This window comes from Yersinia sp. 2466 StPb PI, assembly GCF_041538325.1.
GTDB lineage: Bacteria > Pseudomonadota > Gammaproteobacteria > Enterobacterales > Enterobacteriaceae > Yersinia > Yersinia enterocolitica_E.
This window is the reverse complement of the sequence record NZ_JAULSL010000001.1, coordinates 3,243,068-3,268,652: the sequence shown is the minus strand read 5'-3', so window position 1 is coordinate 3,268,652 and position 25,585 is coordinate 3,243,068. Positions and strand designations below refer to the sequence as shown.

Sequence of the window (25,585 nt, the reverse complement as noted above, 5' to 3'; positions counted from 1 at the left end):
ACAAAACGCCATGCTATTACCTTGGCTAATTCTTCTCCCCTTTATCGGCGGCCTGCTGTCTTGGCAGTGTGAGCGCTTCGGTACTAAGGTACCGCGTTGGATAGCGCTATTCGCGATGGGGCTGACATTGGTGCTCTCTCTGCTGTTATGGGGGCAGGGCAACTATTCACTGGTTAACCCGGCGGGTATACCGCAGTGGCAATCAGAGTTCATCTTGCCGTGGATCCCACGGTTTGGTATTGAATTCCATCTGGCGCTGGATGGGTTATCACTGCTGATGGTGGTGCTAACCGGCCTGCTAGGTGTGCTGGCTATCCTCTGTTCGTGGCGTGAAATTCAGCGCAACCAGGGCTTCTTCTACCTGAATCTGTTGTGGATTCTGGGTGGGGTTATCGGCGTGTTCCTCGCCATCGACATGTTCCTGTTCTTCTTCTTCTGGGAAATGATGTTGGTGCCGATGTACTTCTTGATTGCCTTGTGGGGTCACAAAGCATCAGACGGTAAAACCCGTATCGCGGCAGCAACCAAGTTCTTCATCTATACCCAGGCCAGCGGTCTTATCATGTTGATTGCCATTTTGGGGTTGGTGTTTGTGCACTACAACGCCACCGGTATCTGGACCTTCAACTACGAAGATCTGTTGAAGACGCCGATGTCCCACAATGTGGAATATCTGCTGATGCTGGGCTTCTTTATCGCCTTTGCGGTAAAAATGCCGGTTGTGCCACTGCACGGCTGGTTGCCAGATGCACACAGTCAGGCACCCACCGCAGGTTCTGTTGACCTGGCGGGGATTTTGCTGAAAACCGCAGCTTATGGTTTGCTGCGCTTTAGTCTGCCGCTGTTCCCGAACGCCTCTCATGAGTTTGCACCTATCGCCATGTGGTTAGGTGTCATCGGTATCTTCTACGGTGCGTGGATGGCCTTCTGCCAGACTGATATCAAACGCCTGATTGCTTATACCAGCGTGTCGCACATGGGCTTTGTATTGATTGCCATCTATACCGGCAGCCAACTGGCTTATCAAGGTGCGGTTATCCAGATGATTGCCCACGGCTTGTCTGCCGCCGGTATGTTCATCATCTGTGGTCAGTTGTATGAGCGCCTGCATACCCGTGACATGCGTCAGATGGGCGGCCTGTGGGGCCGAATCAAATACTTGCCTGCACTATCGCTGTTCTTCGCGGTAGCGACACTGGGGATGCCGGGCACCGGTAACTTCGTCGGCGAGTTTATGATCCTGTTTGGCAGCTTCCAGGTGGTTCCGGTGATTACCGTGATCTCTACCTTTGGTCTGGTCTTTGCTTCGGTTTATTCGCTTATCATGATGCAGCGTGCTTATTACGGTGCGCCAAAATCACAAGAAGCGTTACCGGGCATGAGCGCAAGGGAACTGTCCATCATCCTGCTGTTAGTGGTGTTATTAGTGTTGCTGGGGGTTTACCCGCAGCCGATTCTTGATACCTCCCATGCTGCGATGAGTAATGTACAGCAGTGGTTCAATGCTTCATCTATTCCAGCTCAATCACTTATAACAACAAGGCCGTAATTCGCCATGACAATAACTCCTCAACAACTGATCGCAATGCTACCGCTGTTGATCGTCGGATTGACGGTGGTGGTTGTGATGCTCTCCATTGCGTGGCGACGCGATCACTTTATTAACGCCACCCTGACGGTCATCGGGCTTAACCTGGCGCTGCTGTCACTCTATTTTGTCGGCCAGGTCGGGCCGATGGATGTCACGCCGCTGATGCGGATTGACGGCTATGCGATGTTCTATACCGGGCTGGTGATTGTTGCCAGCCTGGCAACCAGCACCTTTGCTTATCCTTGGTTGAATGGCTATCCAGATAACCGCGAAGAGTTCTACCTGTTGGTGCTGATTGCCACCATGGGCGGCATTCTGTTAGCCAGTGCCAACCATCTGGCGTCGCTGTTCCTGGGTATTGAGCTTATCTCCCTGCCGCTGTTTGGCCTGATTGGTTATGCCTATCGCCAGAAGCGTTCACTGGAAGCTAGTATCAAATACATGCTGCTGTCTGCGGCGGCATCGTCATTCCTGCTGTTCGGGATGGCGCTGCTGTATGCTGAGTCTGGCAGTTTGTCTTTCGCCGGTCTGGGCAAGAGCCTAAGTGACTCCGCTATCCACCAGCCGTTGATTCTGGCGGGCCTCGGGATGATGATTGTTGGTCTTGGCTTTAAGTTGTCGCTGGTGCCGTTCCAACTGTGGACGCCGGATGTGTATCAGGGTGCTCCCGCTCCGGTATCTACCTTCCTGGCGACCGCCAGTAAGATTGCCATCTTTGCGGTAGTCATGCGCTTGTTCCTGTACGCGCCGGCCGCCGACAGTGAAGCGGTGCGTTTGGTGCTCTCCTTGATTGCGGTGGCATCAATACTGTTCGGTAACTTAATGGCTATCAGCCAGACCAACATCAAGCGTCTGCTGGGTTACTCTTCTATCGCGCACCTTGGCTACTTGCTGATTGCGCTGGTGGCGGTGCAGACCCATCAGTTGGCACTGGAAACCGTCGGTGTTTATCTGGCCGGTTACCTGTTCAGCAGCTTGGGTGCGTTCGGTGTGGTTAGCTTGATGTCCAGCCCGTATAAAGGCCCGGATGCAGAATCGCTGTTCTCTTATCGTGGTCTGTTCTGGCATAAACCGATTCTGTCGGCGGTGATGACCGTAATGATGCTATCACTGGCCGGTATCCCAATGACGTTGGGCTTTATCGGTAAGTTCTTTGTGGTCGCAATGGGTGTCAGCGCCAACCTGTGGTGGTTGACCGGTGCGGTGGTCTTAGGCAGTGCCATCGGCCTGTACTACTATCTGCGTGTGACGGTGAGCCTGTTCCTCAGCGCGCCGGAAACACTGGTGCGTGACACACCAAGCAACTGGGCATTGACTGCTGGCGGTGTGGTGGTGCTGATTTCTGCGATTTTGGTGCTGTTCCTGGGTATTTACCCGCAGCCGTTGATCTCGCTGGTTCAGATGGCTCAGCCACTGATGTAATTGATTGTTAAGCCTGTTCCCAAACCCCCTGTTAGCCGAAACGCGCAGGGGGTTTTGTTTTTTTACCCGGTGCTGAAATTAATGTTATTTAAGGTGGGGGTGGGGTAAAACATGGAGCGGTGAACACATTTTTTTGAGATATCTTTATCAGTGATTATTTCACTCTATTCTTAAGGATATTTATGTTGTGCTGTATACCTTCACCTCCATCAATTAATGATAATAACTCTTATACAAAATATGATTCTATGGATGATTTTTTATCGCTATCAGATGAAATAGTTCCAACGGCCGGTTTTTTTAAAGATAAAGAAACAATCAACTTCTTGCTTGATAGGGCGAAGGGAGATGAAAAATTCAATATGGCGATGATAGAAAATGCATATTTAATTACAAATAAAAATGATACATATATGAGAAACCCTTATGTTGACTTAATCGACAAGGTTAACATTTCTGCAATTAACTCTTTGAATATTTTGCAGAAAAAAATAGATGAAGGCAGTGATATTTATATTAAAGCTGGCGAATTGCTAAATAAAGTCATCATTAATCATTTCATTGGCACAGCATCTGACTTAAAAATAGATGATATCAATATTGATAATTGGGTAAATAGAAACCCGCTAACTAAAGCGCTGAAGTTTTGTATTAAAGATAATCATGGGCAGGCTGATATTAATGCGGTTATCTCAGAGAGAGTCATTCAGTACTATCAATCTATAAAAAACGGAGTGTCTTTTTTAGATTGCGACCCTGAGGTACTTACTAATAGACTGCTTTTCAATATTTTTAATTTCCAAACACAAATAACACCATATGCTAATGAAAAGGGTTATTTTAGCGAATGGACCGCAAATGGTGATAAGCAAATTTTTAATAAACGCGCGTGTATCGCGCTTCCAAATTATGCATAGTGTTTATTGTGTGACTTTGATCACATTACAAATGTAATGATAACAACAATATTTATATTTTCGTGACAAAAATACGGAATATTGCTCATCAATTCAGGTAAACTGCTCGACTTTCACTCAATCGATATTGCTTTGATACTTTCGCGCAGGTAACACTGATGAACATTATTCTGATGATTGCCATTACCACCGGCATTCTCTCGGGTGTCTGGGGCTGGGTAGCGGTCAGTTTAGGGCTAATCAGTTGGGCTGGTTTCCTTGGCTGTACCGCCTATTTCGCTTGCCCACAAGGTGGTTTAAAAGGATTACTGATTACGCTGTTAACCTGCCTGAGCGGGGTGTTCTGGGCGATGATGATTATCCAGGGCAGTGCCTTGCAACCGGAATGGACCATCCTTGGGTATGTTTTAACAGGGCTTGTGGCGTTTTTGATGTGCATCCAGGCCTGCCAACAGTGGTTATCATTTGTTCCAGGTACTTTTATCGGCGCTTGCGCTACTTTTGCCGGTAATGGTCATTGGAAGCTGGTGGTTGCTTCATTGTTAGTCGGGGTGGTATTTGGCTACGCTATGAAGAACAGCGGGTTGTGGTTGGCGGCGCGGCGGGGTCAAGGGAGGCGCTCCTTGGGAGCGCCGGTTGATATTGATTAGATGATCCGGTTCGGTTGATATAACTTTACGGCTGACTTAGCTTCGGGCATGTGAACCGCAGAGCGGATCAGGTTTCGGTTGATAGTCGTCCAGATTTTCGGTTCGGTTGACATGAGATCGGTGTTCACTTGACCTCCTGCGCCTCAACCGCCAAAGGGGTTACAAGCGCGTAACCCCCTTGGAACCCCTGCGCTAGCGCACGTATCGCTTGCCCACTTCGCGGGTCCCCTCACTCATCATTTCGCTGGCGGGACGGCTTTACGCGGGTCCCTCCGCGTGACGCCTAAACCCGCCGTCCATGGCGGATTTCCCTTGCTACACTCTTCACTCGGCAGCTCAAATGTGCTTTTAAACTTCAAAACCTAAAAACAATGGTTTTGATTTTGACGTTGAGCGCAATTAGGAAGATTACCGACAAAGACGATGGCCCGAGTGAGCCGCCATGGACGGCGGCGAAAAGCGCGCTTGAACAGGAGGGCCGGCTTGCCCTCCTGCTCGGTTGAGGCGACAGAGGTAAGGTGATAACTGAACGACTATCAACCGAAACCTGCTCCGGTATCTATCAATCGAACCGATAATCTGAACGACTATCAACCGAAACCTGATCCGGTATCTATCAACCGAAATAATACCGAATCAGATAAGATGATTCGCCACTTTAACCACGATCTTACGAATCGGTGCGATGTCACCTAATGTTCCCATCGGGCGATGTAACTCGCCGGGGAACAGCAGGGCAATATCACCCGGCGCCAGTGTTAACAAGGTTTCGGTAGTAATACCTTCAAACAACCCATAATCCCGCTCGCTATCAAAATCCATCGTCGGGCGCTGGCCCTGTGTGGATGGCGACGCACCAATCACTTCACTACCTTCCAGCAAAATATGAATATCAATATAGTAACGGTGTAATTCAGGGGCTTGTTCATATAGTGGCTTGGTCGCGGCGATAATATGATTTAAGTAAATCTCACGCCCTTCGATTTCTTGCTCGCCCGCTGGCAGGTTAACCAAATCCATTTTGCAGATAGCCGCAAGGGTGCGGCGGATAACATCTGGATAGATTGGATTATTCGCCGCGCTTTTCAGTTCATCAAGTATCATAACTCTTCCTATATGCTTATGTGGCCCGCGCGTTTAGGCGCAATGACTCACGCTATTTTCATGCTCCAGCGCGGCAATACAGTGCTTAACCACACCGGCGACGTCGGGCGAAATATCTATCTGGATAACATCCGGTTCACTGATACCCGGTACTTCCAGGGTTGCGAATTGGCTTTGCAACAGGCTTTCAGGCATAAAATGCCCAGCGCGCTGCTGCATTCTGTGTAGCACCAAATCGTAATCACCGCTCAGCCACAGAAAACGTATCCCTTGATTGCCGGCACGCAAACGATCGCGATACTGCTTTTTCAGCGCCGAACAGACTAAAAAACCGACTTCATTTTTCTGTTGCAGGCTATAGGCCACATCACTTAACCGTTCTAACCAAGGGGCACGATCAACATCATTTAGCGGCTGACCTGAGGCCATTTTTTGGATGTTGGCGCGCGGGTGTAGGTCATCACCATCAATAAACTTGGCGTTAAGCGCTTGTGCCAGCGCTTGACCGACGCAGGATTTCCCCGTGCCGGATACGCCCATAACAATAATGCATTTCCCAGACATAATGTTCCTCTGTTCCCAGTCAATTGAAGCATTAACCAACGTTATTGATGGGACGAATAACGAAGGTCGCTAATCTCCCAATCACTTCAAGCGAAGGTTAAACTGCAACTAACATCCCGCCATCAACAAACAACAGATGACCATTCACGAAATCAGAGGCTTTGGAGGAGAGATAAACCGCAGCACCAATCAACTCTTCCGGGTCTCCCCAGCGAGCAGCCGGTGTCCGTTTACATAACCAGTCAGTAAAGGCTTTATCATCTACCAGCGCTTTTGTCATATCCGTTTTGAAATAGCCAGGTGCGATACCATTGACCTGAATATTATAGCGAGCCAGCTCAACACACATACCACGAGTTAGCATTTTTACCGCACCTTTAGAGGCGGCATAGGGGGTAATAGTGTCGCGGCCTAATTCGCTTTGCATCGAGCAAATATTGATAATTTTGCCGCGTTGACGTTTAACCATATAGCGGGATACGGCCTGTGAAACCAAGAATACGGACTTCTGGTTGACCGCAATCACGTCATCCCAATCTTTTTCTGGGAATTCAGTAAAGGCATGGCGGCGCTGAATGCCGGCATTATTAATTAAAATATCGATAGCACCGATGCTACTTTCTATTTGTTCAATGGCTTCATTAACCGCATCGTGATTAGTCACATTAAAGGCGGCAGCATGAGCAATAAAACCGCTAGCACGTAATTCCGCCACGGCTTTTTCCGCTCGTTCTGCGGTAATATCATTAATAATTATCTCTGCACCAAATTCGGCCAGGCCTTTCGCTAATAAAAAACCAATGCCTTGAGCAGATCCCGTAATTAATACTTTGCGGTTTTCTAACGAAAATAAATTCTTCATAATAAATTCCTGATGGAAATGGCGCTTATTAAGCGACATTATAAAATAAATATTATTGAATAATGACTGGGTGAAAACATGTGCATATCAAACCGTTTTCCGCTTGGGTAAACTGTGATGTAGATCACTTTAAATCATGTTACAACAAGCTGTTACCACATACGTGAGCGATATCCCCTTGATGAAGGGGAAATACTGCTGTTAGCCGGTTTTTTTGCTGTTTTATTGCAAGGTTTCAGGTTAACTTATTGATAATATACTAGATTAATAATATGTCACCTGGCTGTTATTGTATTTTAAAGCAGTAACATGCTTTTCATTACACAAGCTAACAGTGCATAATCATATTACCCATTGCGCACTCTTGTTCCAGGTATTTGCCATGAAAAACCAGCGTGTTACGTTGCAGGATATCGCGTTACTTGCAGGCGTGACCAAAATGACTGTCAGCCGCTACTTACGCACGCCGGAAAAAGTGGCTCCAGAGACGGCTGAGCGTATTGCTCAAGTGATGGCGGAGGTTAATTATGCTCCTGATTCTGAAGGGGAAAATGGTTTCAATCAAAAGATCCCGCGTATTGGTATCTTGATACCTTCCTTTAATAACCAGATTTTCTCTGACTTGCTGGCGGGTATTGAATCGGTAACCGCTGCCAGCGGCTATCAAACGCTGGTGGTTAACTATAACTATGATAAAGAACGTGAGGAGCAGCAGATCGTTAATCTGTTGTCCTGTCAGATCTCAGGTCTGATACTCACCGATTCAGAACACACCTTACGTGCTGATAAGTATTTGAATGCAGCCGAAATTCCGGTTGCACAAGTGATGGATTTAGAGCCACAGTTCAATCGTATTACCGTTGGTTTTAATAATTATCAGGCTGCCTACGATATGACAGCGACACTATTGGCCAGTGGTAAGCAGAATATTGTCTATTTTGGCTCGATGTCAGATGTACGAGATCGCAAACGTTATCAGGGATATAGCCAGGCGATGATAGATACAGGATTTACGCCATTGCATATCACTCCTAATAAGGTCTCTTCTGTCTCGATCGGGGCTGGGATGCTAGCTCTGGCACGACAAATGTATCCGCAGGTTGATGCTATTTTCTGTACTAATGATGATATGGCCGTCGGCGTGTTACAAGAATGTCTGAAAATAGGCATGGCGATACCGGCTGAAATGGCAATTTCGGGTTTCCATGGCTTAGATATCGGCCAGGCAACCACCCCGGTGCTGGCCAGTGTTACCACCCCACGGTTTGAAATGGGTAAAGTTGCAGCGGAAATTCTGATTAAGAAAATAAATAAAATCCCTACAATTGAACAGGTTGACCTGCATTACCGCATTTCACTCGGTGGGACTATCTGATCTTCTTATCACCGCTAGCAGCCATGGCTCTGGATGATGGCTGCGAATCACTTTGGTCAATGGCCGCTAAATTATCCCTCCGTCAATCAATAACAAATAACGGCAACCGATAACATTTTACTTAGTTAATTCTATAAGTTCTTAACCGGCATTTGCCTGGCTGAAACAATTCAGCACTGGCAATGATAGGTCGATCACGTTACCGGTAACATGTTTTCTTAACATGATTTACAGTGACCTATATCACAAAATAAAACATTGAAAACGGGTCTTATAACGACATTCGCTGAATGGCTAAATCATCCGATGATTACCTGCCGCCATTCTGGTTTTTTATGATTTATTGACATGATCAGGTACCCGTAATGAAAAATAGCAAACAAGCCGTATTAATCATCGCTCCGGTAATGGACTATTTAACTGAAAAATTGGAGCAAACCTTTACTGTTCATAAACTCTTCCAGGTTACCGATCATGCTGAGTTTTTTGCAGAACAGGGGCAGAATATTAAAGGCATAGTGACCCGTGGTGATATTGGTGTCAGCAATGAGGTGTTGGCACTGTTGCCTGAAGTGCAGATAATCTCAATCTTTGGCGTCGGTACCGATGCGGTGGATTTAGCAACCACCCACGAGCGCAATATTATTGTTACTACCACTCCCGGTGTACTGACTGACGATGTTGCTGATACCGCGCTGGGGCTAATCATTGCGACTTCTCGTCGCCTGTGTCTGGCTGATAAATTCCTGCGTGCCGGACAGTGGCCGCACAGTACTTTGCCATTATCATCTAAGGTTACCGGCAAGCGTCTGGGGGTCTTTGGTATGGGGCAGATTGGCCAAGCCATTGCTCGCCGAGCGGCGGGGTTTGATATGCAAATTGCCTATACCGACAAAGCACACAACGAAACGCTGCCCTACCAATATATGCCTGATCTTATGAGTCTTGCCAGCCAAAGCGATATTCTGGTGGTCGCAATCTCGGGAGGGAAAGACAGTGCCGGTTTGGTGAATAAAACCGTTTTTGCTGCGATGCCTAATCACGCCATTTTGATCAATATTGCCCGGGGCAGTATGGTGAATCAGGATGATTTAATCCTTGCGTTGCAGCAGCAAAATATTGGTGGTGCGGGCTTAGATGTTTTTGCCGATGAGCCTAATGTGCCACCAGCATTGATCGAGATGGATAATGTGGTTTTGCTGCCACACATTGCTAGTGCAACGACGGAAACTCGAATTCAAATGAGCGATATTGTCTTCTCAAATATATTAGCCCATTTTTCTGGTGAAAAAGCCCCTACGGCGATCACCTATAAATAATAGATAATTACTTTTAATTAAATATTAAAAATGGCCAGTGAATTTTAATTAACACCAGAAAATAAACTTCTGTTTATTTGCTTGCGGCATTCCCTACACCATTATTTATGGTGCGGGTAATACTCTGCTATTATCATGAGGCGTGTTTATATGGACAGTAAGATCCCTAATGCCCGTTGGTTTCGCGTTATTGTTCCAATAATGATTGCTTGTATTATTTCTTTTATGGACCGGGTAAATATTAGTTTTGCATTACCTGGTGGTATGGAAAGTGATCTAGCAATTACCAGTCAAATGGCTGGTTTAGCGGGCGGTATTTTCTTTATTGGTTATTTATTTCTACAAGTACCGGGTGGCCGTATTGCGGTTCATGGCAGCGGCAGAAAATTTATTGCTTACTCTCTTTGTGTTTGGGCCGTCGTCTCGATTCTGACCGGTTTTGTCACTAATCATTATCAACTGCTATTCCTGCGCTTTGTGCTTGGGGTGTCAGAAGGCGGCATGCTGCCAGTGGTGCTGACTATGGTCAGTAACTGGTTCCCGGAACGCGAAATCGGCCGGGCCAATGCTTTTGTCATGATGTTTGCCCCAATTGGCGGCATGTTCACCGCACCGCTATCGGGTTTCATTATTAATGCTCTGGACTGGCGTTGGCTGTTTTTCCTCGAAGGTTCACTGTCAGCCGTGGTGCTGGTGATGTGGTGGTTTGTTATCAGTGACCGACCAGAGGAAGCTAAATGGTTGTCGGCAAGGGAGCGCGATTATCTGGTGACTGAGTTGGCGCGGGAACGGGCTGAACGGATGCTCGATGCTCCGGTGACCAATGCGCCATTAAAGGCGGTATTCCTGAATAAAGGCTTGATGAAACTGGTCGCACTGAACTTCTTTTATCAGACCGGCGATTATGGTTATACCTTATGGCTGCCGACCATCTTGAAAAACCTAACCGGCGGTAATATGGCTTCCGTCGGTATTCTGGCGATTTTACCCTTTATTGCCACCACTGCCGGTATCTACTTCATTTCTGCCTTGTCGGACAGAACCGGTAAGCGCCGGCTGCTGATTATGGTTTCCCTGTTCTGCTTCGCCGCCGGTCTGGTGACGTCGGTGATTTTCCGCCACAACGTACTGGTCTCTTACTTGGCACTGGTGGTGTGCGGGTTCTTCCTCAAAGCCGCAACCAGTCCATTTTGGTCAATTCCGGGCCGTATCGCGGTGCCTGAAGTGGCGGGTGGCGCACGCGGGGTGATCAATGGCTTAGGCAATCTGGGCGGTTTCTGTGGCCCGTATCTGGTAGGCGTGATGATTTTCTTCTATGGACAGAGCGCGGCAGTTTGCATGCTGGCAGGCTCCCTGATTATTGCGGGATTGATAACCTTAACCCTGCCGAAAGAGTGTGATGTTGAAGTTAGCACGGCGGGGAAGGGCATCGCTGACAAAGGTTTGGCTAAAGCTAAACGCGCTTAAGCCGTGGTGGGGTTTTGGTGGATAACCACTATGCCCCGCCATTTATCACCGGAGAATTTCATGAATCTACAACAGCAATTAGCTCGCTGTCAGCAGCATCAACAACTACTGCAATTGCCTCATTTCAATCATGAAACGGCCTGGCGGTTGGGTGAGAAAATAAAGTGTCAGGCTGAGCGGCAAGGCGTGGCTCTGGCCATCGATATCACGGTAAATCGTCAGACACTGTTTAGTTATGCCATGTTGGGGACTAGCGCTGAAAACCATGACTGGCTGCGACGTAAGCGCAATGTGGTAGAGCTACTTAATACCAGCTCTTATGCCGCTGGCTTGATGTTACAGCAGCGTCAAACCTCACTGGAAGCACGCTATGGTGTCAGCTTGCGGGATTATGCCGCCTTGGGCGGTGGCTTTCCGTTACAGGTTCAACAGGCTGGTGTGATTGGTAGTGTGAATGTATCCGGCGCCCCCCATCTGGATGATCACAATCTGTTGTTACAGGTATTGGCAGATTTTATCGGCCTGCCTCTGAGCAGCATTGAACTTTTAACGCCCTTGAGTGAATAAGGAATGGCGATGAACGCGACCCTCACCCGAGTCACGCAACGTATTACTGCGCGATCCGTAGCCACCCGTACTGCCTATTTGCAACGTATCAGCGCGGCTAAGGAAAATACAGTTCGCCGTTCGCAACTGGCCTGTGGCAATTTGGCGCACGGTTTTGCGGCCTGCCAGCCGGACGACAAAATAGCGCTGAAGAACATGGTACGCAGCGATATCGCGATTATTACCTCCTATAACGACATGCTATCGGCACATCAGCCGTATGAACATTATCCGCAACAACTAAAAGATGCCTTGCATGCTGTGGGGGCGGTCGGCCAGGTGGCGGGCGGTGTTCCGGCGATGTGTGACGGGGTGACGCAAGGGCAGGATGGCATGGAACTGTCGCTGATGAGCCGCGATGTAATTGCGATGTCTGCGGCGATTGGCCTGTCACATAATATGTTTGATGGTGCACTCTATCTTGGGGTGTGTGACAAAATTGTCCCCGGTTTGTTGATGGCGGCGTTGTCATTCGGTCATTTACCGGCGGTTTTTGTCCCCGCCGGGCCGATGGCCAGCGGCCTGTCTAATAAAGAAAAAGTGCGGGTGCGCCAGTTGTTTGCGGAGGGCAAAGTCGATAGACAGGCTTTATTGGACGCGGAAGCTGCCTCCTACCACAGTGCCGGTACCTGTACTTTTTACGGCACCGCCAACTCCAACCAGATGGTGATGGAGGTGATGGGGTTACACTTACCCGGCTCTTCCTTTATCCAGCCCAATACGCCGCTACGTGATGCGCTCACCGCCGCTGCCGCCCGTCAGGTCACGCGCCTGACAGAAACCAGCGGTAGCTATTTACCCATTGGTCAGTTGGTGGATGAAAAGGTGGTGGTCAATGGCATTGTGGCACTACTGGCGACCGGCGGTTCGACTAACCACACCATGCATTTAGTGGCGATGGCGCGCGCGGCGGGGATCATCATCGATTGGGATGATTTTTCTGAGTTATCGGAAGTGATACCACAGTTATGCCGCATTTATCCCAATGGCCCAGCAGATATCAACTACTTTCAGGCGGCCGGTGGTGTAGCGCTGCTGGTAAAAGAGCTGTTGCAGGGCGGTTTACTCCATGAAGATGTCCATACCGTGGCCGGATTTGGCTTGCAGCGCTATACCCAAGAGCCTTATCTGGATCAGGGGCAATTATGTTGGCGTGACGGGGCACAGCAATCGCTGGATGAAACTGTTATCGCCAGTATCGCGATGCCTTTCTCACCACATGGCGGCACCAAAGTCTTAAGTGGCAACCTAGGGCGGGCAGTGATGAAAACCTCGGCAGTACCGCGTGATCATCAGATCATTGAAGGCCCGGCCGTGGTGTTTGAAAGCCAGCACGACGTTGGTCCGGCATTTGACGCAGGCGCACTGGATCGCGATTGCGTGGTGGTGGTGCGTTATCAGGGGCCGCGTGCTATTGGTATGCCGGAGTTGCATAAACTGATGCCACCATTAGGTGTATTACTGGACCGTGGCTTTAAGGTGGCACTGGTCACCGATGGCCGCTTGTCTGGTGCGTCAGGTAAAGTGCCCTCAGCCATCCATGTGACACCCGAAGCGTATTGCGGTGGTTTGCTGGCGAAAATCCGTAATGGCGATCGGGTGCGTGTTGATGGTGTCACTGGCGAGCTTTCACTGTTAGTGGATCAAGCTGAACTGGCTGCCCGCCATACCGACTTGCCAGATATTGCTGCCTTCCACGTAGGATGTGGCCGTGAATTGTTTGGTGCATTGCGCGAACAACTTTCCGGTGCTGAGCAAGGGGCTTGTTGTATCCGTTTTTAGTCATAAAACAGGGGGAAGGGGCATCAGTAACCCTTTTTCCCCTCATATTACTTGCTATACAGATTAATCCTGAAAACTCCATTTCCACCTTGAATCAATATTACGCCGGCTATTTTCGACTATCCTTATGAGATGTCCTTTTTTCACTCATGGAGAACGCATATGAACCGAGATAAAGAACAGCAAACCTCGCTGGATGACGATCTGACTATGCTGACCGATACGCTGGAAGAAGTGCTGCGCGCCTCGGGTGATGCGGCTGATGAAAGCTATCAAGAGATTAAAGCCCGGGCGGAAAAAGCATTAAAGGAGGTTCAGAACCGTTTGAATGGCCGCAGTGAATGCTATATCAAGCGGGCGAAAGCACTGGCGTGTTGCACCGATGATTATGTGCGTGAAAAACCTTGGTGCAGCGTAGGGATAGGGGCGACTGCTGGCTTGATCGTGGGGCTATTGATCGCCCGTCGCTGAAGGATTGACGGCTGATCACTGGATCCATTACAAGGGGCTGCGGCCCCTTTATTTTTCAATTGCCGCTTTGCTGCAACGCGACATAATTGGAGTCTAGCCAGTAGACACCTGTGCTGAGTGCCAGATAACACTTATTGAGTATACAAAACCATCAATATCAAATATTAGTGTGATAACTAACAATAACTTTTGAATCTGACTTTTCTTATTATTCACGCCCCGTATAATCCCACTCTTTCTGTTGATTTGCCGAGGTGGTCGTGAAACAACTTTCTGGTTTGCTGGGTGAATTACGGCAGAAATTACGTGCCGGTTTCCCTGACCAGGCAGGTATCCGGCAAATTATCGTGCCCGCACCGGGTCGAATCGGTAGCCAACTATTAGAGTGGCTGGCCGCCCAATGCCATTTCCCACAATTTTACTGGCTCCATCGCGAAGGTCATGAAGAGGCTGCGGTCTGCGGTCAAACTCGGCTCTTCAATGATATGCAAGCGGCTGATCATTTTATTCAGCAGCATCGGGATGCGAGCGGATTACGTATTTGGGGCTTGAATGCCTTTGAACCGGTGATCGTTAACCAACCCGCTGATGGCGCGCCACTGGCGCAGGCCAGTTTCCTGTTTCTACCCCGCATTGAAATATTACGTCGGGGTGAGCAGACCTATTTAACGCTCAATTTGGCCAGCGACTTCTCCCTACAGCAAGATGCTCTGCACGCAATTAGCTTTATCGACCAACTGGTGGCTGCCAGGCCGTTGCCTGCACTTGATACTCAGGTGCAACATGCCCGCCATATGCCGGAATATCCGCAGTGGCGCCATCTTATTCAGCACGCGTTGGCTGAGATTGAGCAGCAGAAGATGGAGAAAGTGGTTCTGGCGCGTGCCACCCAACTGACGCTGGATAAGCCTCTCTCCAGTGGGGCATTTATGGCCGCCAGCCGGCAGGTCAATCACCACTGTTTCCACTTTATGCTGCGTTTTGATGCGCGGCGCGCATTTCTCGGCTCCAGCCCTGAGCGTCTCTATCTACGCCAGCAGTTGCATCTGGAGACTGAGGCTCTGGCGGGCACGGTATCCAGCGCAGAAACCCCCGAGCAAGCGGCAGAACTGGCCGATTGGCTGATGCATGATGAAAAGAATCAACGCGAGAACTTGTTGGTGGTGGATGATATCTGCCAGCGATTGCAGGGCGGGGTGGCAGCAGTTGATGTAATGCCACCGGAAATCATCCGCTTGCGTAAAGTGCAGCACTTGCGCCGCTGCATTCATGCTCAACTCACCCGCGCCAGCGATACCGATTGCCTGCAACGTCTACAACCGACGGCGGCCGTCGCCGGTTTGCCTCGCAATGTCGCGCGACAGTTTATTGCGCAATATGAACCTTTTTCCCGCGGCTGGTATGCCGGTTCGGCCGGCTATCTTTCGGCAAAACAGACTGAATTTAGTGTCGCCCTGCGTTCTGCCAGGGTAGAAGAACAGCAGGTCCATCTGTATGCCGGAGCCGGTATTGTGGCCGGCTCTGACCCGGAACAGGAATGGCAAGAAATTAACAATAAATCAGCCGGGCTACGCACCTTGCTGGAAAGTCAGCTGTAGGATAATAAAATGCCGTAATTAACCGCACTCATTATGTGGGCGGATTGTGACACCTAAGCGGCAGGTGTAAACTGTGAGCACTTTCCTTACTTATAACCATTAATCAGTCACTCCGGGCTTTTTTAACAGGATGAAGCACTATCCTCATGTTGATTATCGGGGTCGCAGTGTCTGTTAACTGACTGTTGAGCGAACAATGTCGACAAGTGTTTTTAACCGTCGTTGGGCGGCGTTGCTACTGGAAGCCTTGACCCGCCACGGTGTGCGTCATATCTGTATTGCTCCCGGCTCCCGCTCGACGCCGTTAACACTGGCGGCAGCGGCCAATCCTGCGCTGGTTTGTCATACCCATTTTGATGAGCGCGGTTTGGGCCATTTGGCCTTAGGTCTGGCAAAAGCTTCCACCGAGCCTGTGGCCGTTATTGTCACTTCCGGTACTGCCGCCGCCAATCTTTATCCTGCTCTGATTGAAGCCGGGCTAACCGGTGAGCGGCTGGTGTTATTGACCGCAGATCGTCCGCCAGAATTGATTGATTGCGGTGCCAATCAGGCTATTCGTCAACAAGGGCTGTTTGCCAGCCACCCTACACTAAGCCTCAATCTGCCGCGTCCGACCCCCGATATTTCTGCCAGTTGGCTGGTTTCCACACTCGATAATGCGATGGCACAATTACAGCACGGTGGCTTGCACATTAACTGCCCGTTTGCCGAACCCTTGTATGGTGGTGATGAGCACGCCTATGCCGAATGGTCTGCCACCTTAGGCGACTGGTGGCAGGAGTGCCATCCGTGGCTGCGTCAATCCTTATCTGTGCCACAAGGCCAGCAAGCGGACTGGTTTTTCTGGCGACAAAAGCGCGGAGTGTTGATTGCCGGGCGCATGACGGCACAAGAGGGGCAGCTACTGGCTGAATGGGCTGCTCTGCTCGGTTGGCCGCTGATCGGTGATGTGTTGTCACAAACCGGTCAGCCGCTACCTTGTGCTGACTTATGGCTTGGGCATCCCACCGCTAAAACTATTCTCTCGCAGGCGCAGATTGTGCTGCAATTGGGTAGCAGCCTGACCGGTAAACGGCTGTTGCAATGGCAGGCTGGGTGTCAGCCGCAAGAGTACTGGTTGGTCGATAACCTGCCCGGTCGCCTCGATCCGGCGAATCATCGTGGCCGCAGAATTATTTCACCGGTGAATACATGGCTGGAGGAACATCCAGCACAGCGTCGCACGCCGTGGGCCGGTGAGCTGACCGTCTGCTCGGAGAATGCTCAAGCCCATGTGGCTGAAGCCTTGAATGAGCAATTTAGCGAAGCCGCGGTCGCGCATCAACTGGCAGAATTATTGCCGGATAATGGTCAGTTGTTTGTCGGTAACAGTTTAATTGTGCGTTTGATTGATGCGTTGGGCCAACTGCCTGCTGGCTATCCGGTTTACAGTAACCGTGGTGCCAGTGGCATCGACGGTTTATTGTCAACGGCAGCCGGTGTTCAGCGTGCAACCGCTAAGCCGACGTTGGTTATCGTGGGTGATTTATCGGCCTTATATGACCTTAATGCTCTCGCCTTATTGCGCCAAAGCTCGGCCCCTACGGTGCTGCTGGTGGTGAACAATAATGGTGGGCAGATTTTCTCGTTGTTGCCTACCCCAGAAGCAGACCGCCAGCGCTTTTATTGTATGCCGCAAGATGTGAGTTTTGAGCACGCCGCAGCTATGTTCAGTCTGCATTATGCTCGACCGGATAGCTGGCCCCAGCTCCAACAACAGGTGGCGCAATGCTGGTTGCAAGGTGGCGTTACATTGATTGAAATCGTGGTGCCGCCCAGTCAGGGGGCAGAAACACTGCAACAACTGGTGCAACAGGTGGCCCAATTATGACGCTGGCTTGCCGTAAACTCGATCCCCACCCGCAGTCTCCCGCCCGGCATCATAGTGGGCCATGGTTGGTGTGGTTACATGGTTTGTTAGGCAGTGGTCTGGATTGGTTGCCGGTTGCTGAGTTATGTGGCGATTATCCCTCGCTGCTGATAGACCTGCCCGGCCACGGTAAATCGGCCGCCGAGACTACCTGTGGTTTTGCGGATATCAGCCGTCAGTTAGTACAAACGTTACAGGCTAACGGTATTCGCGAATATTGGCTGGCAGGCTACTCTTTAGGGGGGCGAATTGCGATGTATCACGCCTGCTATGGTAGCCATCATGGTTTGCAGGGCTTATTGGTCGAAGGGGGTAACCTCGGGCTGGAAAGCACTGAATTGCGTGAAAAACGCTTGCAGCAAGACCGCCTGTGGGGCCAGCGTTTTCGCCAAGAGCCGTTGCCGCAGGTGCTGGCTGACTGGTATCAACAGGATGTATTTGCTGATTTAGACCCACAACAGCGCGAGAAATTGGTGTTACTGCGGGCGGACAATCATGGCCCATCAGTCGCTGATATGCTCGAAGCAACGTCACTCGGCCATCAACCTTGGCTGCTACCGGCGTTACAACGGCTCACGGTCCCTTACACTTATCTGTGTGGCGATCGCGACCATAAATTCCAGCAATTGGCTGTTCAATACCAGTTGCCATTACGCACACTGGCACGTGCCGGACACAATGCACATCGGGCGAATCCCGGTGCTTTTGCCGCGCAGGTACTTTCATTTTTATCACAGTCTTCATTTTTGTCACTCCCCCGTTAAAGGAATGCTTACTATGCTTTATCCGAGCGAAGAACAGTTGTACGCCGCTATCGACTGGCAGGATTGCTCTACTGGATTTGAAGATATTCGTTATCACAAATCCAGCGATGGTATTGCCAAGATAACCATCAACCGCCCCCATGTGCGTAACGCATTCCGCCCGTTAACGGTTAAAGAGATGATTCAGGCGCTGGCTGATGCCCGCTATGACGACAATATCGGGGTGATCATTTTGACCGGCGAAGGTGATAAAGCGTTCTGTTCCGGCGGTGATCAGAAAGTCCGTGGCGACTACGGCGGTTATAAAGACACCAGTGGCGTCCATCATCTGAATGTGTTGGATTTCCAGCGCCAGATCCGCACCTGCCCGAAACCAGTCGTGGCAATGGTCGCGGGTTATTCCATTGGTGGCGGTCATGTATTACACATGATGTGTGACTTAACCGTCGCCGCCGATAACGCTATTTTCGGCCAGACCGGGCCAAAAGTCGGTTCATTCGATGGCGGCTGGGGTGCGGCCTATATGGCGCGTATTGTCGGCCAGAAAAAAGCGCGTGAAATCTGGTTCCTGTGCCGCCAATATGATGCTAAACAAGCCTTGGATATGGGGCTGGTGAATACCGTGGTACCTATCGCTGAACTGGAACGTGAAACCGTGCGTTGGTGTCGTGAAATGCTGCAAAACAGCCCCATGGCACTGCGCTGCCTGAAAGCCGCATTGAATGCTGACTGTGATGGTCAGGCGGGTCTGCAAGAGTTGGCCGGTAACGCCACGATGCTGTTCTATATGACCGACGAAGGTCAGGAAGGGCGTAACGCATTCAATGAGAAACGCCAGCCGGACTTCAGCAAATTCAAGCGTAATCCGTAATGCGCGCGGCCACGCTTTACCACTATAGCCTTCCGATGGAAGCGGGAGTGATATTGCGCCACCAGCGGCTGAAAAGCCGCGATGGGCTATTGGTTAAATTACAGCAGGGCGACCAGATTGGCTGGGGAGAAATTGCCCCCTTACCGGAGTTCAGCCAGGAAACCCTGCCTGAAGCTCAGGTTGTGACACAGCATTGGCTGCAAAACTGGGTGAATGGGGCAGAACCTGAATTTGATGCTTTGCCATCAGTTGCTTTTGGCCTTAGTTGTGCGCTGGCGGAGCTGAATCAAACGCTGCCATTAGCGGCAAATTACCGCAAAGCACCACTGTGCACCGGTGATCCAGATGAGCTATTTGCAGTGTTACAAGCACTGCCTGGGGAAAAAGTCGCCAAGGTGAAAGTCGGGCTGTATGAAGCGGTGCGTGATGGCATGATTGTTAATGTGCTGCTGGAAGCTTTGCCGGATTTGACACTACGGCTGGATGCCAATCGTAGTTGGACGCGGGCGAAAGCTGATGGGTTTGCGAAATATGTCAATCCTGAACTGCGTGCACGCATTGCATTTTTGGAAGAACCTTGTAAAACCCGCGCCGAGTCTCGAGAGTTTGCCCGTGACACGGGGATTGCTATCGCGTGGGATGAGAGTGTGCGCGAGGCTGATTTTAAGGTTGAAGCCGAACCCGGCGTGGTAGCGATTGTTATCAAACCGACGCTGGTGGGCAGCATCAGCCGCTGTCAGCAACTGGTGCAGCAAGCGCATCAGGCGGGATTAGTGGCGGTGATCAGTTCCAGCATTGAATCCAGTCTTGGCTTAACCCAACTGGCACGGCTGGCTGATTGGCTGACACCGGATACCGTGCCGGGGTTGGATACACTGAACCTGATGCAGGCACAGTTAGTCCGTCCGTGGCCGGAGAGTCCCTTGCCTATGGTGACAACCGAACAGTTGGCCGTTCTATGGCACAGTTGAATGATTGGCCCTGGCAATATTCTTCTCCCTGGACTTACTCTTCTCCTTGGAAATACTGGGCCAATCTGCGACCTCAGGCGATCGCCATCCGCTCGGGGTCACAACTGATCAGTTGGCAACAATTGGCGGCTGATATCGATAGCCTGGCGGCGGGTTTTCAACTGCAAGGTGTCGCCCCCGGTAGTGGTGTGGTACTGCGCGGTAAGAATAGTCACACATTGTTGATGGCCTATCTGGCGGCATTGCAGTGTGGCGCGCGCGTTTTACCGCTCAATCCACAGTTACCTGATGCGTTGCTGGCACAGCTTCTGCCCCAGTTGGATATTGATTTTGTGCTGAACCTGGCAGCCCCGCTGTCAGCGGCTCTCTGCTTCACGCCACTGGTACTTGATACCGATAACTCCGTTATGACACCGGTTGTCTGGGATAGTCTACGGCTGGCGACGATGACATTAACGTCGGGCTCTTCCGGTTTGCCCAAAGCCGCAGTGCATTCGCTGGCGGCGCATCTGGTTAGCGCCGATGGCATATTAAAGCTGATGAGTTTCACCTCGACGGATAGCTGGTTGCTGTCGTTACCGCTGTTTCATGTTTCGGGGCAGGGTATTGTCTGGCGCTGGCTGAGTGCCGGGGCCACTTTGGTGGTGCAGGAGGGGATGGCATTGCATGATGCTCTGGCCGGATGTAGCCATGCATCGTTGGTGCCAACCCAACTGTGGCGTTTGTTAGCGAACACTGACACTCGTCTAACACTGAAAGAGGTTTTGTTGGGGGGCGCGGCTATTCCAACTGCGCTGACGGAGCATGCCGAAGCCCGTGGCATCCGCTGCTGGTGCGGTTATGGGCTGACGGAGTCGGCCTCAACGGTTTGTGCCAAACGTGCCGATGGCTTGCCCGGTGTGGGGGTTGCGCTGGCGGGGCGCGAGGTAAAACTGGTAGCAGATGAAGTATGGATAAAAGCAGATTGCCTTGCGGCGGGTTACTGGCAGCAGGGAAAGTTGCAGCCCATAACCGACAGCGAAGGGTGGTTTCATACCCGTGATCGCGGGATGTGGCGGCAAGGTGAACTGCATATTCTCGGGCGGTTGGATAATCTGTTTTTCAGTGGTGGCGAGGGCATTCAGCCGGAGGATATTGAGCGGGTTTTGTCACAGTATCCGGGGATACAACAAGCTTTCGTCGTGCCGATGGTTGATGCTGAATTCGGCCACCGACCGGTCGCGGTGATAGATGCTGCCGATGAGGTGGATGACGTGAGTTTATCAGATTGGCTGATACCACAATTGGCGGTATTCCAACGACCAATTGCGTTTTACCGCTTACCGGCGGCGCTTAAGCTGGGGGGGATTAAGGTATCCAGACAGGCGGTTATTGATTTTGTGGCTAAGTTGATTTGATGATCGGGTTCGGTTGATAGACGATTAGGTGACAGGGTTCGGTTGTTAACTCGGTGCTTTAACAACCGAACCTGATCGCTGGCAACCATCAATTGAGCTGATCACCTAATCGGTTACAATAATAATGCTAATTTAGCCCCAGCGCCTTTTTAACCCCATCACCATAATCCGGGTGAACCTGAGTAAACAACGCCACCTGACGGCGCTGAATCTCTTCCGGTACTTGTGACAACTCACCGGCAATGCGGGTAAACATCCGCTGATGCTCCTCTTCACTCAGCAGGTTAAACAACGCCCGTGGCTGGGAGAAGTAATCATCATCCTCACGGTGATTCCAGTGATCTGCTGCGCCTTCCAGTGTTAATGGCGGTTCGCTGAAATCAGGTTGTTCCTGGAACAGGCCAAAACTGTTTGGCTCATAAGTTGCACCATTACCGCTGTTACCATCAACACGCATTGCGCCATCGCGATGGTAGTTATGGAACGGGCATTTAGCACTGTTGACAGGGATCTGATGATGGTTCACACCTAAGCGATAGCGTGCAGCGTCGCCGTAGGAGAACAGCCGGCCTTGTAACATCCGATCAGGGGAGAAACTCACCCCCGGCACCACGTTAGCTGGATTAAATGCCGCTTGCTCAACTTCGGCAAAGTAGTTTTCCGGGTTACGGTTCAGTTCGAAGAAACCAACATCAATCAGTGGGTAATCGCCGTGTGGCCACACTTTGGTCAGATCAAACGGGTTGTAAGGTGTTTGTGAGGCTTCATGTTCTGGCATCACCTGAATTTGTAGATTCCAGCGCGGGAAGTCTTTACGCTCAATAGCGTCATACAGGTCACGTTGGGAGCTTTCCCGATCAGTTCCAACCAGTTTTTCAGCCTCATCATCCATAAGGTTTTCAATGCCTTGCTGGCAGCGGAAATGGAATTTAACCCAGAAACGCTCATTATTGGCATTGATAAAACTGAAGGTATGGCTGCTGAACCCATGCATATGACGATAAGATTTTGGCAGACCACGGTCACTGAAATCGATCGTTAACTGATGCAGAGACTCAGGGAGTTGGGAGAAGAAATCCCACTTATAAATAGGGTTGCGCAGGTTAGTGCGAGGGTCACGTTTAACCACGTGGTTCAGGTCAGGGAACTTCAGCGGGTCACGTAGATAGAACACCGGCGTATCGTTACCCACTAAATCCCAGTTCCCTTCCTCGGTATAATATTTCATGGCGAAGCCACGAATATCACGTTCGGCATCGGCAGCACCACGTTCACCAGCCACCGTTGAGAAGCGGACAAACATTTCGGTTTGTTTGCCTATTTCTGCGAAAATCTTTGCGCGGGTATATCGGGTAATATCGTGGGTAACAGTAAAGGTACCGTAGGCACCGGAGCCTTTAGCATGCATGCGGCGTTCTGGGATCACTTCACGATCGAAATGGGCCAGTTTTTCCAGAAACCACACATCTTGTAATAGCATTGGTCCACGTCGGCCCGCAGTAACGACATTATTATTATCAACAACGGGTGCGCCCGCGGCAGTAGTTAATCCTTTCTTTTTGCTCATCATTTTCTCCAGTATGGCTGTTGAATTGATTGCTTTCTTAGGTGTTTTACAGCATTACATCGCGCCAAAAGCCTGATTGACAAAATAATAATTTAAACAACAACAAGGGGTTATTCTTTGATCTCCACACTAGTTGTAGCCTTATTGGTTGTATTCAGCAAATAGGCATACCTTATCGTTGTTATTGTTAGCATAATACGGACCTATAGCTTAAATATTTACAATCATTTGAATTACTGTGGTATTTAATCGGTTTTTGGTATGTTTATGCTGTTTTTTTCGGTTAAACTCGGACAGGGAAAACCTGTCGGCCAGAGTTTGCTCACGGGTGACATCACGAATAACGAGAGAAAAATATGAAAAAGCATTTAATCGCGTGTGCAGCCAGCCTGCTGTTTGTGGCGGGTTCCGCCAGTGCCGTGAGTTTTAATGGTGAAGTCGGCAGTGATTACACTAATTTAGGTTTTGGCATGGGCACCAACACTGGCGGTTTGGCTATCAATGGTAACTGGGCACGTAGTGATCACGATGGTGATGTCTACGGACTGGGGCTGGGCTTCAACCTCCCCCTCGGCCCAATGATGGCAACAGTCGGTGGCAAGGGTATCTATATGTCACCGGAAGACGGTAGCAGCGGTGGTGCAATTGCGATTGGCGGTGGGTTAACCTATCCGATCAACAAATCGTTCACTCTGTACGGTGAAGGTTATTTCGCCCCGGAAGAGCTGACCAGTGGCATGAAATCCTATAGCGAAGCTAACGGTGGCTTGCGCTGGAGTGTATTCCGCCCGTTAACCGTGGATGTCGGTTACCGCTATATCAATATGAAAGGTAAAGACGGACATCGGGATAACCGTGTGGCGGATGGCGTGTATATCGGCGCTGGCTTAGCATTTTGATTATCCTTCGTTCTTGAAGCCACAGGGGTGTTAGCTTCGCTTGCGAACCCGAATCACTTACTTGTGTAAGCTCATTGGGATGCGTTCGCTTGCTGCCTACCTGCGACTCCAATTACTTTGGATAATACATGAGTAATATTTGATTAAAAAAGGGCGCATTCCTGACAGGATATGCGCCCTTTTAATTGGGGAGGGTATTAGCCGACAGCCGGTAATGCGCCAGTCACTATCCCCACTTGAATAGCAATGACCATCACACCGCAGGCAAATACCGCAGCCAGTGCTGGTTTCCCACCCCAGACCCGATAGTGCCCTTGATGGACCTTACGGGCTTTCCACGCCAGCATTGCAGGCAGCAGTAATGCCAGAACTGACAGCGCCACCGCAGCAAAGCCCAATGCCATAATAAAGCCACGCGGGTAAAACAGCGCAAACAGCAGCGGGGGGGTGAAGGTGATAACCCCTGTTTGCAGGCGGCCTCGTACTGAATTACGACGTTTAAATAAGTCGGCCAGATAATCGAACAACCCTAAGGCCACACCAAGGAATGAGGTAGCCAGCGCCAGATCTGCAAACAGGTGTACTGCCAGCTCAACGTGAGGTGAGGCCACGACATCGCGTACCGCTTGTAATAAGCCGTTCAAACCCGCCTGTTGCGCCAAAATACCGACAAAGGTATGAGAGGAAATAGCCCCAAGCGTGGTCAACTGCCAGAAGATATAGGCAACCAGCGGAATAGCGCTGCCGATAATAAATACCCAGCGCAACTTGCGAATATTACCGCCCATGTAATTGACGATACTCGGCACACTGCCGTGGAAGCCAAATGAGGTGAATATCACCGGAATAGCGGACAGTGCCAACCCTTGTTCCAGCGGCAGTGTCAGTAGGTTGGTTTTTTCGATATGTGGCATCATCAGTGCCAGCATCACAATCAGAAAAATGATTTTGGCGCTAAATAAGATACGATTGAATAAGTCGACTGAGTGGGTGCCGATACAGACCACACCGCCCGCGACCAGTGTAAACAGTAATACGCCGAGTGAGGTCGGAAACGATTGTTGCGTCCATTGGCTGATACTGGTTGCCAGTAATTCACCGGCGCCGCTGATATAGGCAGCAGTCAGGGCATACATCAGAAACATCATACTGAAACCAGTCAACCATTGGCCCCGGTTGCCAAGATAGCGTTTGGCCAAAGTACCAAGCCCGGTATCTGCCGCTTCATGCTGATAAACTTCAACTAGCAGTAAAGCGGTGTAACACATTAATATCCAAAGAGAAATAAGCAATGCAAGTGTGACACCAAAACCCACGCCTGCGGCTGCCAATGGCATCGCCAACATACCTGCACCAATAGTGGTGCCGGCAACGATAAATATACTGCCCAGAGTGCGATTCTTCACGCTTTCCTCTACTACATGACAATTTATTGGAATTATTGAGTGCAGCAGGGTAGTGGATTGCCCTGTTTGTGTC

22 protein-coding genes are annotated in these 25,585 nt (G+C 50.2%); 17 read left to right on the top strand and 5 right to left on the bottom strand.

All coding sequences use genetic code 11. The features are described 5' to 3' along the window. Window positions 1-10 precede the first annotated feature (10 nt). From nuoM to Q2T72_RS14775, 4 genes are all read left to right on the top strand, one after another. On the top strand, window positions 11-1,549 hold the full coding sequence (gene nuoM / locus Q2T72_RS14790) for an NADH-quinone oxidoreductase subunit M (RefSeq protein ID WP_372569377.1): 1,539 nt from the start codon (window positions 11-13) through the stop codon (window positions 1,547-1,549). 6 nt (window positions 1,550-1,555) lie between these two features. Next, window positions 1,556-3,013 (top strand): NADH-quinone oxidoreductase subunit NuoN, encoded by a 1,458-nt coding sequence (gene nuoN, locus Q2T72_RS14785; protein WP_083158263.1) that lies wholly within the window; start codon window positions 1,556-1,558, stop codon window positions 3,011-3,013. Window positions 3,014-3,261: 248 nt separating this feature from the next. After that, entirely contained in the window at window positions 3,262-3,930 is a 669-nt protein-coding gene (locus Q2T72_RS14780; RefSeq protein WP_102970379.1) for a hypothetical protein, read from the top strand. A gap of 158 nt (window positions 3,931-4,088) precedes the next feature. Then, on the top strand, window positions 4,089-4,580 hold the full coding sequence (locus Q2T72_RS14775) for a DUF1097 domain-containing protein (protein ID WP_372569376.1): 492 nt from the start codon (window positions 4,089-4,091) through the stop codon (window positions 4,578-4,580). Window positions 4,581-5,216: 636 nt separating this feature from the next. On the opposite strand, the gene Q2T72_RS14770 is transcribed toward Q2T72_RS14775, so the two are convergent. The 3 genes from Q2T72_RS14770 to idnO all read right to left on the bottom strand — a co-directional run bounded on the left by Q2T72_RS14770 (window position 5,217) and on the right by idnO (window position 7,110). Next, window positions 5,217-5,684 (bottom strand): YhcH/YjgK/YiaL family protein, encoded by a 468-nt coding sequence (locus Q2T72_RS14770; protein ID WP_083158266.1) that lies wholly within the window; start codon window positions 5,682-5,684, stop codon window positions 5,217-5,219. Window positions 5,685-5,717: 33 nt separating this feature from the next. Further along, window positions 5,718-6,248, bottom strand: a complete 531-nt coding sequence (locus Q2T72_RS14765; RefSeq protein ID WP_372569375.1) for a gluconokinase — start codon at window positions 6,246-6,248, stop codon at window positions 5,718-5,720. Between the two features lie 97 nt (window positions 6,249-6,345). Next, window positions 6,346-7,110, bottom strand: coding sequence for a gluconate 5-dehydrogenase (idnO, locus tag Q2T72_RS14760; RefSeq protein WP_083158268.1), 765 nt, complete (start codon window positions 7,108-7,110; stop codon window positions 6,346-6,348). A gap of 382 nt (window positions 7,111-7,492) precedes the next feature. Between idnO and Q2T72_RS14755 the strand changes: the two genes are divergently transcribed. From Q2T72_RS14755 to menE, 12 genes are all read left to right on the top strand, one after another. Next, entirely contained in the window at window positions 7,493-8,485 is a 993-nt protein-coding gene (locus tag Q2T72_RS14755) for a substrate-binding domain-containing protein (protein WP_083158269.1), read from the top strand. Window positions 8,486-8,850: 365 nt separating this feature from the next. Then, window positions 8,851-9,804, top strand: a complete 954-nt coding sequence (locus Q2T72_RS14750) for a 2-hydroxyacid dehydrogenase (protein WP_083158270.1) — start codon at window positions 8,851-8,853, stop codon at window positions 9,802-9,804. A 150-nt stretch (window positions 9,805-9,954) separates the two neighbouring features. Next, a complete protein-coding gene (locus tag Q2T72_RS14745; protein ID WP_083158271.1) occupies window positions 9,955-11,271 on the top strand; it encodes an MFS transporter in 1,317 nt (438 codons plus the stop codon). A 60-nt stretch (window positions 11,272-11,331) separates the two neighbouring features. Next, window positions 11,332-11,838: a heme-degrading domain-containing protein gene (locus Q2T72_RS14740; RefSeq protein ID WP_083158272.1), complete on the top strand. Its 507-nt coding sequence runs from the start codon at window positions 11,332-11,334 to the stop codon at window positions 11,836-11,838. A 9-nt stretch (window positions 11,839-11,847) separates the two neighbouring features. Then, the gene (gene edd, locus Q2T72_RS14735) at window positions 11,848-13,659 is read left to right on the top strand and encodes a phosphogluconate dehydratase (RefSeq protein ID WP_372569374.1); all 1,812 of its coding nucleotides are present in this window, start codon (window positions 11,848-11,850) and stop codon (window positions 13,657-13,659) included. Window positions 13,660-13,821: 162 nt separating this feature from the next. Beyond that, entirely contained in the window at window positions 13,822-14,130 is a 309-nt protein-coding gene (locus Q2T72_RS14730) for a DUF883 domain-containing protein (protein WP_083158274.1), read from the top strand. Window positions 14,131-14,390: 260 nt separating this feature from the next. Further along, window positions 14,391-15,728 (top strand): isochorismate synthase MenF, encoded by a 1,338-nt coding sequence (gene menF, locus Q2T72_RS14725; RefSeq protein WP_083158275.1) that lies wholly within the window; start codon window positions 14,391-14,393, stop codon window positions 15,726-15,728. Window positions 15,729-15,924: 196 nt separating this feature from the next. Then, complete coding sequence (gene menD, locus Q2T72_RS14720) at window positions 15,925-17,598, top strand: 2-succinyl-5-enolpyruvyl-6-hydroxy-3-cyclohexene-1-carboxylic-acid synthase (RefSeq protein WP_372569373.1); 1,674 nt, start codon at window positions 15,925-15,927, stop codon at window positions 17,596-17,598. Then, window positions 17,592-18,401, top strand: coding sequence for a 2-succinyl-6-hydroxy-2,4-cyclohexadiene-1-carboxylate synthase (gene menH, locus Q2T72_RS14715; RefSeq protein WP_102970380.1), 810 nt, complete (start codon window positions 17,592-17,594; stop codon window positions 18,399-18,401). Before menD ends, menH begins: the two co-directional genes overlap by 7 nt. Window positions 18,402-18,414: 13 nt before the next feature. Next, the gene (gene menB / locus Q2T72_RS14710; RefSeq protein ID WP_005191245.1) at window positions 18,415-19,272 is read left to right on the top strand and encodes a 1,4-dihydroxy-2-naphthoyl-CoA synthase; all 858 of its coding nucleotides are present in this window, start codon (window positions 18,415-18,417) and stop codon (window positions 19,270-19,272) included. After that, on the top strand, window positions 19,272-20,243 hold the full coding sequence (gene menC, locus Q2T72_RS14705; RefSeq protein WP_083158278.1) for an o-succinylbenzoate synthase: 972 nt from the start codon (window positions 19,272-19,274) through the stop codon (window positions 20,241-20,243). Before menB ends, menC begins: the two co-directional genes overlap by 1 nt. Further along, the gene (gene menE / locus Q2T72_RS14700) at window positions 20,231-21,640 is read left to right on the top strand and encodes an o-succinylbenzoate--CoA ligase (protein WP_372569372.1); all 1,410 of its coding nucleotides are present in this window, start codon (window positions 20,231-20,233) and stop codon (window positions 21,638-21,640) included. Before menC ends, menE begins: the two co-directional genes overlap by 13 nt. A gap of 127 nt (window positions 21,641-21,767) precedes the next feature. On the opposite strand, the gene Q2T72_RS14695 is transcribed toward menE, so the two are convergent. Further along, the gene (locus tag Q2T72_RS14695; protein ID WP_193784627.1) at window positions 21,768-23,207 is read right to left on the bottom strand and encodes a catalase; all 1,440 of its coding nucleotides are present in this window, start codon (window positions 23,205-23,207) and stop codon (window positions 21,768-21,770) included. Between the two features lie 356 nt (window positions 23,208-23,563). Between Q2T72_RS14695 and Q2T72_RS14690 the strand changes: the two genes are divergently transcribed. Then, the gene (locus Q2T72_RS14690) at window positions 23,564-24,106 is read left to right on the top strand and encodes a YfaZ family outer membrane protein (RefSeq protein ID WP_083158281.1); all 543 of its coding nucleotides are present in this window, start codon (window positions 23,564-23,566) and stop codon (window positions 24,104-24,106) included. A 197-nt stretch (window positions 24,107-24,303) separates the two neighbouring features. Here Q2T72_RS14690 and tyrP read toward each other — a convergent pair whose 3' ends face one another. Further along, complete coding sequence (tyrP, locus tag Q2T72_RS14685; RefSeq protein ID WP_083158282.1) at window positions 24,304-25,512, bottom strand: tyrosine transporter TyrP; 1,209 nt, start codon at window positions 25,510-25,512, stop codon at window positions 24,304-24,306. Window positions 25,513-25,585: the final 73 nt, after the last annotated feature.

What these genes read in the sequence shown, in the direction of transcription:
- idnO (WP_083158268.1), bottom strand. Translation starts at nt 7,110, where the DNA reads ATGAAGAATTTATTTTCGTTAGAAAACCGCAAAGTATTAATTACGGGA.
- menE (WP_372569372.1), top strand. Translation starts at nt 20,231, where the DNA reads ATGGCACAGTTGAATGATTGGCCCTGGCAATATTCTTCTCCCTGGACT.
- Q2T72_RS14770 (WP_083158266.1), bottom strand. Translation starts at nt 5,684, where the DNA reads ATGATACTTGATGAACTGAAAAGCGCGGCGAATAATCCAATCTATCCA.
- Q2T72_RS14775 (WP_372569376.1), top strand. Translation starts at nt 4,089, where the DNA reads ATGAACATTATTCTGATGATTGCCATTACCACCGGCATTCTCTCGGGT.
- Q2T72_RS14740 (WP_083158272.1), top strand. Translation starts at nt 11,332, where the DNA reads ATGAATCTACAACAGCAATTAGCTCGCTGTCAGCAGCATCAACAACTA.
- Q2T72_RS14690 (WP_083158281.1), top strand. Translation starts at nt 23,564, where the DNA reads ATGAAAAAGCATTTAATCGCGTGTGCAGCCAGCCTGCTGTTTGTGGCG.
- Q2T72_RS14730 (WP_083158274.1), top strand. Translation starts at nt 13,822, where the DNA reads ATGAACCGAGATAAAGAACAGCAAACCTCGCTGGATGACGATCTGACT.
- Q2T72_RS14745 (WP_083158271.1), top strand. Translation starts at nt 9,955, where the DNA reads ATGGACAGTAAGATCCCTAATGCCCGTTGGTTTCGCGTTATTGTTCCA.
- nuoM (WP_372569377.1), top strand. Translation starts at nt 11, where the DNA reads ATGCTATTACCTTGGCTAATTCTTCTCCCCTTTATCGGCGGCCTGCTG.
- Q2T72_RS14750 (WP_083158270.1), top strand. Translation starts at nt 8,851, where the DNA reads ATGAAAAATAGCAAACAAGCCGTATTAATCATCGCTCCGGTAATGGAC.
- Q2T72_RS14765 (WP_372569375.1), bottom strand. Translation starts at nt 6,248, where the DNA reads ATGTCTGGGAAATGCATTATTGTTATGGGCGTATCCGGCACGGGGAAA.
- edd (WP_372569374.1), top strand. Translation starts at nt 11,848, where the DNA reads ATGAACGCGACCCTCACCCGAGTCACGCAACGTATTACTGCGCGATCC.
- nuoN (WP_083158263.1), top strand. Translation starts at nt 1,556, where the DNA reads ATGACAATAACTCCTCAACAACTGATCGCAATGCTACCGCTGTTGATC.
- Q2T72_RS14695 (WP_193784627.1), bottom strand. Translation starts at nt 23,207, where the DNA reads ATGAGCAAAAAGAAAGGATTAACTACTGCCGCGGGCGCACCCGTTGTT.
- Q2T72_RS14755 (WP_083158269.1), top strand. Translation starts at nt 7,493, where the DNA reads ATGAAAAACCAGCGTGTTACGTTGCAGGATATCGCGTTACTTGCAGGC.
- Q2T72_RS14780 (WP_102970379.1), top strand. Translation starts at nt 3,262, where the DNA reads ATGGATGATTTTTTATCGCTATCAGATGAAATAGTTCCAACGGCCGGT.
- menC (WP_083158278.1), top strand. Translation starts at nt 19,272, where the DNA reads ATGCGCGCGGCCACGCTTTACCACTATAGCCTTCCGATGGAAGCGGGA.
- menD (WP_372569373.1), top strand. Translation starts at nt 15,925, where the DNA reads ATGTCGACAAGTGTTTTTAACCGTCGTTGGGCGGCGTTGCTACTGGAA.
- menB (WP_005191245.1), top strand. Translation starts at nt 18,415, where the DNA reads ATGCTTTATCCGAGCGAAGAACAGTTGTACGCCGCTATCGACTGGCAG.